This window comes from Streptomyces sp. NPDC031340, from assembly GCF_055569945.1.
The window spans coordinates 24,086-33,677 of sequence record NZ_JBVIIE010000081.1 but is presented as its reverse complement, the minus strand read 5'-3'; the positions used below and the strand labels follow the sequence as shown (position 1 = coordinate 33,677).

At 71.6% G+C, this 9,592-nt stretch carries 9 protein-coding genes; 6 read left to right on the top strand and 3 right to left on the bottom strand.

Features of this window, described 5'->3' with window-relative positions; genetic code table 11:
• Positions 1–109 precede the first annotated feature (109 nt).
• Entirely contained in the window at positions 110–736 is a 627-nt protein-coding gene (locus ACZ5GT_RS37890) for a TetR family transcriptional regulator (protein ID WP_469035696.1), read from the bottom strand.
• A gap of 146 nt (positions 737–882) precedes the next feature.
• On the opposite strand from ACZ5GT_RS37890, the gene ACZ5GT_RS37885 reads away from it, so the two are divergent.
• The 3 genes from ACZ5GT_RS37885 to ACZ5GT_RS37875 all read left to right on the top strand — a co-directional run bounded on the left by ACZ5GT_RS37885 (position 883) and on the right by ACZ5GT_RS37875 (position 2,680).
• Entirely contained in the window at positions 883–1,047 is a 165-nt protein-coding gene (locus ACZ5GT_RS37885; RefSeq protein WP_324789686.1) for a hypothetical protein, read from the top strand.
• A gap of 47 nt (positions 1,048–1,094) precedes the next feature.
• Positions 1,095–1,376: a DUF4190 domain-containing protein gene (locus tag ACZ5GT_RS37880; RefSeq protein ID WP_469035694.1), complete on the top strand. Its 282-nt coding sequence runs from the start codon at positions 1,095–1,097 to the stop codon at positions 1,374–1,376.
• Positions 1,377–1,516: 140 nt separating this feature from the next.
• Entirely contained in the window at positions 1,517–2,680 is a 1,164-nt protein-coding gene (locus ACZ5GT_RS37875) for a cysteine desulfurase family protein (protein ID WP_469035691.1), read from the top strand.
• Positions 2,681–2,804: 124 nt separating this feature from the next.
• Here ACZ5GT_RS37875 and ACZ5GT_RS37870 read toward each other — a convergent pair whose 3' ends face one another.
• Complete coding sequence (locus tag ACZ5GT_RS37870) at positions 2,805–3,467, bottom strand: N-acetylmuramoyl-L-alanine amidase (RefSeq protein WP_469035690.1); 663 nt, start codon at positions 3,465–3,467, stop codon at positions 2,805–2,807.
• Positions 3,468–3,527: 60 nt separating this feature from the next.
• Here ACZ5GT_RS37870 and mnmA point away from each other — a divergent pair, with 60 nt between their 5' ends.
• From mnmA to ACZ5GT_RS37855, 3 genes are all read left to right on the top strand, one after another.
• On the top strand, positions 3,528–4,652 hold the full coding sequence (gene mnmA, locus ACZ5GT_RS37865; RefSeq protein WP_469035687.1) for a tRNA 2-thiouridine(34) synthase MnmA: 1,125 nt from the start codon (positions 3,528–3,530) through the stop codon (positions 4,650–4,652).
• Positions 4,653–5,176: 524 nt separating this feature from the next.
• A complete protein-coding gene (locus tag ACZ5GT_RS37860) occupies positions 5,177–7,579 on the top strand; it encodes a proprotein convertase P-domain-containing protein (protein WP_469035685.1) in 2,403 nt (800 codons plus the stop codon).
• Positions 7,580–7,898: 319 nt separating this feature from the next.
• The gene (locus tag ACZ5GT_RS37855) at positions 7,899–8,663 is read left to right on the top strand and encodes a hypothetical protein (RefSeq protein ID WP_469035683.1); all 765 of its coding nucleotides are present in this window, start codon (positions 7,899–7,901) and stop codon (positions 8,661–8,663) included.
• 85 nt (positions 8,664–8,748) lie between these two features.
• Here the strand turns inward: ACZ5GT_RS37855 and ACZ5GT_RS37850 are convergent, their stop codons facing one another.
• On the bottom strand, positions 8,749–9,549 hold the full coding sequence (locus tag ACZ5GT_RS37850) for an alpha/beta fold hydrolase (RefSeq protein WP_469035682.1): 801 nt from the start codon (positions 9,547–9,549) through the stop codon (positions 8,749–8,751).
• Between the last annotated feature and the right edge of the window lie 43 nt (positions 9,550–9,592).

Here is a 9,592-nt window from a genome sequence, read left to right as displayed (position 1 = left end):
GGGGGGGGGGGGGGGGGGGGGGGGGGGGGGGGGGGGGGGGGGGGGGGGTGGGGGGCGGGGGGGCCCCCCCCCCCCCCCCCCCCCCCCCCCCCCCGCCCGCTGTCCGGGCTCAGTCCAGCCAGTGGTCCCGGCCCACCGTGATCAGCCGCAGCTGCCGGGTGGCGCGCCGGGTCACGCGGTCGCGCTCCTCCGCCGGGGCCTCCAGCGCCTGGAGGAACAGCGAGGCCGTGATCAGCATCTGGTCGACGTACAGATGGGCCAGCATGAGCAGGTCGTCGTCGCTCCAGCCCGCGGACTGCGGGTCCTTGGCCAGTTCGGCCTTCACCTCCTCGGCGAACCGCTCCAGTTGCTCGCGGATCGCCTCCCGCACCGGCTGGACCCCGCCATGCCGCTCGCGGGCGATGAAACGGACGTGAGCGGGGTACGCGTCGACATGACGGGTGATCAACTCGACGGCGCGCGCGATGCGCTGGTCGATGTCGTCGTCCGCGGACACCGTCGCCCGGATCATCGGGTGCAGGCTGCCCAGAGCCTCCTCGACCAGGGCCACGCCCAGATCCGCCGTCGAGCGGAAGTGGCGGTAGAAGGCCGTCGGGGCGACGCCGACGGCGCGCGTGACCTCACGCAGGCCCAGGCTGCTCAGGCTCTGCTCCTCCAGCAGGGCGAGCGCCGCGTCCAGGAGTGCCTGCCGGGTCTTCTGCTTCTGGGCCTGCCGGATGCCGAGGGTGTGACTCATGCCATGCAGTTAACAACTGTTCTCCGGAATTTGAAAGGCATGGAACACGCTAGACTCGGTAGTCAGTGAACAAGTGTTACTACAACCGTTCACCGAGATGTCATCGAGTGGCGTCCCCTGGACGCCCCGGAGGGGGATCGAATCTCATGCTGTTCCTCGTCGCCGCGTTCATGCTGCTCGGCGTCGTGCTGGGCACCGTCGCCCACGCGCCGCTGACCGTCAGCGCCGCCGCGGCCGTCGGCATCGCCGTCTGGCTCGGCGTCTTCGCCGTCCGTGAGCGCCACAACCGCCGCCGGACCTCGGCCCACTGACGTCAGCACCGACGACCGTCCGCACCGACCCACAGGAGCTGAGCACCATGCACCTCACCGCCCCGGCCACCGCACGCCGCACCGAGCCCCGCTCGCCCGCCCGCGACGCCGACGGCATGGCCGTCGCGTCCTTCATCCTCGGCCTGCTCGGCCTGCTCGTGCTGAACGTCTTCCTCGGCCCCGTCGCCATCGTGCTCGCGGGCGTCGCCCTCTGGCGCGGCACCACCCGCCGCGGACGCGCGTACCTGGGCATGACCCTCGGCGTGGCCGACCTGGCCGTCCTGCTGATCGCCATGGAGATGTCCGACACCGTCTCCTGGAGCCTGTGAGCCCGGGTGAGCCCGGCACGGCACACGGCCGACGCCCCGAGGACGACGGGGCACGGCCGAAGGCACCGCCGCCCTGCCGCGCCTGCCAGACCTGCCGCGACCGACGGCCCGCGCGGAGGGCCCCGTAGAATCGGGGCATCATGGCTTACCTCGACCACGCCGCGACCACGCCGATGCTGCCCGAGGCAGTCGAGGCACTCGCCGCGCACCTGAGCGTCACGGGCAACGCCTCCTCCCTGCACGCCTCCGGGCGCAGGGCCCGCCGCACGGTCGAGGAGGCCCGTGAGACCCTCGCGGAAGCGCTCGGCGCCCGCCCCAGCGAGGTCGTCTTCACCTCCGGCGGCACCGAGGCCGACAATCTCGCCGTCAAGGGCCTGTACTGGTCGCGCCGCGCCGCCGACCCGGCCCGCACCCGCATCCTGAGCAGCCCCGTCGAGCACCACGCCGTCCTGGACGCCGTCCACTGGCTCGGCGAGCACGAGGGCGCCACGGTCGAGTACCTGCCGGTCGACTCCTACGGCCGGGTCCACCCCGAGGCCCTGCGCGAGGCGATCGCCCGCGATCCGGCCGACGTGGCCCTGGCCACCGTGATGTGGGCGAACAACGAGATCGGCACGGTCCTGCCGGTCCGTGAACTCGCCGATGTCGCCGGCGAGTTCGGCATCCCGCTGCACGCCGACGCGGTCCAGGCCGTCGGCCAGGTACCGGTCGACTTCGCCGCCTCGGGGCTCGCCGCGATGACGGTCTCGGGCCACAAGATCGGCGGCCCGTACGGCATCGGCGCGCTGCTCCTCGGCCGCGAGCACAGCCCCGTGCCCGTGCTGCACGGCGGCGGACAGGAGCGGCACGTGCGCTCCGGCACCCTGGACGTCCCCGCGATCGCCTCCTTCGCGGTCGCCGGACGGCTCGCCGCCGAGCAGCGCGAATGGTTCGAACGCGAGATCGGCGCCCTGCGCGACAGCCTGATCGAGGCCGTCCGCGGCGCCGTCCCGGACGCCATCCTCGGCGGCGACCCGGTCGACCGGCTCCCGGCGAACGCCCACTTCACCTTCCCGGGCTGCGAGGGCGACTCCCTGCTGCTGCTTCTGGACGCCCAGGGCATCGAGTGCTCCACGGGCTCCGCCTGCACCGCGGGCGTCGCCCAGCCCAGCCACGTCCTGCTGGCCACCGGAGCCGATCCGGCCCTCGCCCGCGGCACCCTGCGCTTCTCCCTCGGCCACACCTCCACGGAGGCCGACATCGAGGCCGTCGCGAAGGCGATCGGGCCGGCGGTGGAACGCGCCCGCGCGGCGGGCCTGACCTGAACGCTCCGCGGCGGGTGCCGGGTGGTTGTGCCGCAGCCGTCCGCGGCACCGTTTCGTGGCCGGTCGCGCGGCTCCGGGCGCCCCTTCAGGGCGCCACCCCCGCCCCGGGCACGGTGACCCCGGGTCAGGCCCGCGCGCGCCGTACGAGCCGCATGTAGCGCTCCCAGTCCCAGTGCGGGCCCGGGTCGGTGTGGTCCGTGCCGGGCACCTCCACGTGCCCGATGACGTGCTCCCGGTCCGCCGGTATGCCGTACCGCCCGCATATCCCCGCCGTCAGGCGGGCCGAGGCGGCGTACATCGCGTCCGTGAACGAGGACGCGTCCGCCACGAAGCCCTCGTGCTCGATGCCGACGCTGCGTTCGTTGTACGCCCGGTTGCCCGCGTGGAACGCCACGTCCAGTTCGCGGATCATCTGCGTGATCCGGCCGTCCCGGCGCACGATGTAGTGGGCCGCGGCCTGGTGGCCGGGATCCTGGAAGACCTTCACCGCGCTGCCGTAGCTGCCCTGGGTGACATGGATGACCACGCGGTCGATCCGGTAGTCGTCCGGCCGGTCCGCCCACCGGAAGTTCGCCGGGGAGGCCGCCACCCAGCGCGCGCCCCGGAAATCCACCGCGCCCTCGACCCGAGGCCTGCGCACCCCCGGCAGCCGCCACCACAGGTGCGCCAGCTCCTCGCGCGCCAGCGCGACCGTGCCCACGGCGGCCGCCGCCCCGCCCACGAGCAGGGCCCGCCGGCCGATCCGCCGGTCCCCGTCGCTCTTCCCCGTCCCCGCCTCTGCCCCCATGTGATCCACAACGGATACTCGCGGGCTCCGGTTCCCGCGGGCCCTTACCCTTGAGGGGCTATGACTGACACCCCGCAGCGCCCCCTCCGCGTCCTCGCCGCCATGTCCGGCGGAGTGGACTCCGCCGTCGCCGCCGCCCGCGCCGCGGAGGCCGGCCACGACGTGACCGGCGTCCACCTCGCGCTCTCCGCGAACCCGCAGTCGTTCCGCACCGGCGCGCGGGGCTGCTGCACCATCGAGGACTCGCGCGACGCCCGCCGCGCCGCCGACGTCATCGGCATCCCGTTCTACGTCTGGGACCTCGCCGACCGGTTCCGCGAGGACGTGGTCGAGGACTTCGTCGCCGAGTACGAGGCCGGCCGCACCCCCAACCCGTGCCTGCGCTGCAACGAGAAGATCAAGTTCGCCGCCCTGCTCGACAAGGCGCTGGCGCTGGGCTTCGACGCGGTGTGCACCGGCCACTACGCCAAGGTGATCCGCAACGCGGACGGCACGCGCGAGCTGCACCGCGCCTCCGACCTGGCCAAGGACCAGTCGTACGTGCTCGGCGTGCTCGACGACCGGCAGCTCGCCCACGCCCTGTTCCCGCTCGGCGACACGGTCACCACCAAGGACGAGATCCGCGCCGAGGCCGAGCGGCGCGGCCTCGCCGTCGCCAAGAAGCCCGACTCGCACGACATCTGCTTCATCGCCGACGGCGACACCCAGGGCTTCCTGGCTGGGCGGCTGGGCAGGGCCGAGGGCGACATCGTCGACGAGTCCGGCGCGAAGCTCGGCACGCACGAGGGCGCGTACGGCTTCACCATCGGCCAGCGCAAGGGCCTGCGCATCGGCACCCCGGCGCCCGACGGCAAGCCGCGCTACGTGCTGGACATCTCGCCCGTGAACAACACCGTCACCGTCGGCCCGGCCGAGGCCCTGGACGTCTCCGCGCTCACCGCGATCAGGCCCCGCTGGTGCGGAGCGGCCCCCACCGGCCCCGGCACCTACACCGCCCAGCTGCGCGCCCACGGCGGCGAGACCGAGGTGCGGGCGGAGCCGGTCGACGGCCGCCTGGAGGTCACCTTCACCGAGCCGGTCCGCGGCGTGGCCCCCGGCCAGGCGATCGTCCTCTACGACGGCACCCGCGTGGTCGGCTCGGCGACCATCGCCACCACCACCCGCGCGACGGCCCCCGTCGGCTAGCTCCTCCCCCCACCCGTCCCAGGACGCCGGCGCCGCGGGCGCAGGCGTCTCGCAGGGCCCGTCCCGGACCACTCCGAGGACGGGCCCTGCCGTCGGTGCGGACGGGGCACGGTGGCGCCGTGCCCCAGGCGCCACCGAGAACTTGCGGTCTTTTCGGGCATGCCGCCGCGCCACCCTCAATTGAAGCTCAAATGAATCCGGAATGCTCGCCCGATCCCCGCCCGCATGGAAGGATCATCGATGCGCGGGGTCGCCGAAGGGGAAGGCGAGACCGCTTGTAGGGGGGCGCAGGCAGAGCTGACCGCGATGCCTTCATATCGCGCATGAAGCGCTTTCCCTGCTGTCTTGGTTCGGTACGTGTTCTCATTCACGCAACGGAGGCAGTGGATATGCGTACGACAGGGATTCCGGCCGCCGGCGCCATCTGATTCTCGGCAAGGCCTTCACCTCCCGGTCTTCCCGGGCCGAATTCTCCATTCACCGCATGCGGGCTCAGTCATGCCCGTTCACATTTCGAGAGTGATATGAAGAGACGGATATGGACGACGGTCATCACCACGGTGATGGCCGTGACCCTCGGCGCGATCCCGGCCCACGCCGCCGCGTCGGCGGGCACCGCCGTGACGACCACGGCGGACGACCCGATCGACCCGCCGCTGTACGACGAGACGGCCGACGGCGACACCGTCCGCGTCATCGTCGTCACCGACAGCCGCGACGACCTCTCCAGCGCCGCGTCCGCCGGTGAGACGCTGATGTCGTACCAGACCCTGCCGATGGTCACCCTCAGGGTCGACCGGAGCGGGCTCGATGCCCTGGCCGCCCAGGAGGGCGTCGTCAGCGTCACCGAGGACGAACTGTCCGCGCCGACGCTGGACGAGAGCATCCCGATCATCGGCGCCGACGACGCCCACAAGGCAGGCAAGACCGGCAAGGGCAGCGCGGTCGCCGTCATCGACACCGGCGTCGCCACCCACCATCCGTTCCTGAAGGGCCGGGTCGTCGCCGAGGCCTGCTTCTCGCCCGTCGACACCACCTACGGCTCCACCAGCCTCTGCGGCAACGGCGCCGCCACCCAGGAGGGCACCGGCGCCGCCGACTCCGCCGCCGGACCCTGCGCCACCCTGGAAGGCTGCGACCACGGCACCCACGTCGCAGGCATCGCCGCCGGCGACGGCACCGGGCTCAGCGACGCGCCCGCCACCGGCGTCGCACCCGACGCCGACATCGTCGCCATGCAGGTCTTCAGCAAGTTCGACTCCACCAAGTACTGCGGTACGGCCGCCGCCACGCCGTGCGTGCGCAGCTTCACCAGCGCCCAGGTCGCGGCCCTGGAGAAGGTGTGGCAGCTCCAGCAGGACGGCGTGCCGATCGTCGCCGCCAACCTCAGCCTGGGATCAGCGAGTTACACCTCCGCGTGCACCAAGGACGCCCGCAAGGCGGTCATCGACAAGCTCTACGAGGCCGGCATCGCCACCGTCGTCGCCGCCGGCAACAACGGCCTGGGCACCGCCGTCAACGCCCCCGCCTGCGTCCCCGACGCGGTCTCCGTCGGCGCCACCACCGACGACGACGAGATCGCCTCGTTCTCCAACCACGGTCCGCTCCTGGACCTGTTCGCGCCCGGCAACGGCATCGTCTCCTCGGTGCCCGGCGGCGGTTACGACTCCAAGAGCGGCACCTCCATGGCCGCTCCCCACGTCACCGGCTCGCTCGCCGTCCTGCGCCAGGCCTACCCCGCCGAGAGTCTCGCCGGCCTGCTGTCGCTGCTCGCCACCACCGGCACGCCCATCACCGACGACGCGGGCGTCAGCATCCCCCGGATCAACGTCGCCAGGGCCGCCGCCGCGGTCGACGAGAAGCCCGAGGGCGACAAGAAGCCCCGCGCCTTCCAGGTCGACAACGACAAGGACGTGGCCATCCCCGACGCGCCCACCGGCTCGTCGGCCGGCACCCCGGCCACCTCCTCGGTGACCGTCCGCGAATACCCGGGCGACGCACCGAAGAACCTCAAGGCGTTCGTCAACATCACCCACCCGTACCGCGGCGACGTCAAGCTGGAACTCGTCTCGCCCACCGGCACGACGTACCCGCTCAAGAGCGCCGCCGCCTCCGACGGCGCGGACGACATCGTCGAGACGTACACGGTCGACGCCTCCGGCTCACCGGCCGACGGCGAGTGGACGCTGCGGATGACCGACACCGACGACGGGGACGCCGGCACACTGACCACCTGGTCGCTGATCTTCCCGACTCCGTTCGAGTCGACGGAGAGTCAGGTGGTCCCCGACACCGGCACGCTGACCTCCACCATCGGCGTCTCCGGGATCGACGGCAACGCCGCCGGCCCGCTCCAGGTGTACGCCGACCTCACCCACACCAGGATCGGCGACCTCCGGCTCGTGCTGACCAGCCCGGACGGCAAGTCGTACACGCTCAAGCCGTACGGCTCCGAGGCGGGCGGCACGCTCCGGACGACGTACGGCGTGGACGCCACCGACACGGTCGCGAACGGCACGTGGACGCTGAAGGTCACGGACTCGGCCGCCGGTTCCACGGGGACCCTCGCGGGCTGGTCGCTCGGGTTCCCGTCGTACGAGAACCAGACCGTGAAGGCCATTCCGGACAAGGACTACGTGGAGATCTGGACCAAGACCGCCGGGCTGTCCGGCGTCGGCTCCGCCAAGCTCCAGGTGTACGTGCACGTCGAGCACGAGTACCTGGGAGACCTCAAGATCGATCTGATCGCGCCCGACGGCTCCATGCACGCCCTGAAGGACAACGGCGAGGAGCCCGGCGGCACCCTCAAGAAGGTCTACACGGTCGACGCGACCGACCTGCCGGTCAACGGCTGGTGGAAGTTGCGCGTCGACGACGTCGGCGCCGGCGACACCGGCACGGTCGACAACTTCGTCGTCCGGTTCTGACCCCTGGAAATGGCTGGTAATAGCCCCTGCGCCTGACCGGTGCGGGGGCTTCCCGCTTTTCCGGATCATCTCGCCGGGTCACGCCGGATTAAAGCTCAATAAAAGCTCAAATAAAAGAGTAAGGGCTTTCCTGGTGGTCTTCCTTATGGAAAGATCACAGGTGAGCGGAAACGCCGAAAGGGGAATGGCGTAGAACGCTTGTAGGGGGGCGCAGGCATTGTCTGTCGATCAGAACAATGTCTCCATTCATCGCACCGCGCGCTTTCCCTGCTGCTCTTTTCGCTTCGTGTTTCTCATTCACGTAACGGAGGCAGTAGACATGCGTAAGACCGTGAAGACGACCCGTACGAAACTCGTCGGGATGGCTGCCGTCACGGCGGCGGCGATCACCATGGCGGCTCTGCCGGCGACGGCGTCCGCTGCGGACGAGGTCGGCTCCACTCCGGCGTCGTACGAGGCGTACCTCGTGGAGCAGGTGGAGCTGGGCGACACGGACGCCCAGCAGACGCTGGACGAGTTCCAGGGACTCTCCGACAGCGAGCAGGAACAGTTCATCACCTACCTGAACGACTCGCAGCGCGGCCAGGAACTCGGCGACTTCCTCTCGGACGTCACCGACGTCGACTCCATCAACGAGGAGGCGTACGAGACCGAACTGACCAAGACGAGCGAGAACGGCGACGTCGTCCTGGAGGCGGAGACCGGGATCGACCAGGTCGAGAGCGCCCCCACGACCGACGAGGAGCTCTCCGACCCGACGGCCCGGTACTACGACTGGAACGCCTGGTACAGGGTCACCGACAAGATCCTCGGCGTCACGGTCACGACGGTGAAGATCGGGGTCAACTACCGCACGACCTCGTCCCGCGTGGTCAAGGTCTACAACGGGTACGCCTCGCACATCAACCGCGTGCCGTTCCTCTCGTACTCCCACAGCCCGGTCAAGGAGTGGATCTCCGCTGACCCGGCGAACAACGCCACCGCCGAGACCATCTGGGAAGGCGAGTGGAAGGGCATCGCCTGGGACGGTCGCCAGCGCGTGTGGGCCGACCAGAGCGGCTTCAAGGGCGGCTACCTGAAGTAGGCGCCTTCCGGCCGGAGTCCCGGCACCCGTGAGCCGGCCGTGCCGGGCGTTCCCGCCCGGTGCGGCCGGCTCCGCCGTCGCGCCCCTACCCGCGGTCGGCGGGCGCGGCCGTAGTGAAGAACTCCGCCAGCACCGGGCCCAGTTCGTGCGGGTCCACCATGTGGGTCTGGCCCGCCAGTTCCCGGTACACGCCCTGCGGCACGTTGTCGGTGACCGCCCGGGCGGCCCGGCGCATCCAGTCCGGGCTCGCGTCGCCCGCGATGGAGAGCACCGGGACCGGGACCGAGGCCAGCAGTTCCTCGGGGACCAGCCCGTCGCCCATCACCGCGTCGTCGTAGGCCAGGCTGGGGGCGAGCGTCTCCATGCCCGGCCACATGGGGGACCGGCGGGCGCCCTGGATCATGGCCTCGGCCAGGCCGGTGGCCCTGAGGAACAGCTCGACCGCGTCCCCGCGGCGGCCCTCGGCCAGCGCCTCGGTGAGGCGTTCGGTGTACTCGGCGCGTTCCTCGGCCCCGCCCTCGTACACGGCGAACGGCACCTCGTACACCGCCGCCGCGCGCACCGGCAGCCCGCTCGCCGCCGCCCGCAGGACCAGGGCGCCGCCCGAGGAGATGCCGTACAGCGCGGCCTGCCCGCCGACCGCCTCGATCAGCGCCGCGAGGTCCTCCACCTCCCGGGCCACCGCGTAGGGCTCCGTGTCGCCGCTCTCACCGCGGCCCCGGCGGTCGTAGACGACCACGCTGAAGCGGTCCTCCAGGAACGGGGCGAGGGGCGCCACGGTGGCGCCCGTCGACATCGCACCGCTCACCAGGATCACCGCGGGGCCCCGTCCGGTCCGCCGGTACGCGATAGGGGTGCCGTCTCCTGAAATGGTCTTCTTGTCCATGTCTGACGAGACTGCCGCACCGCGGGCGAATCCTCGCGGTCAA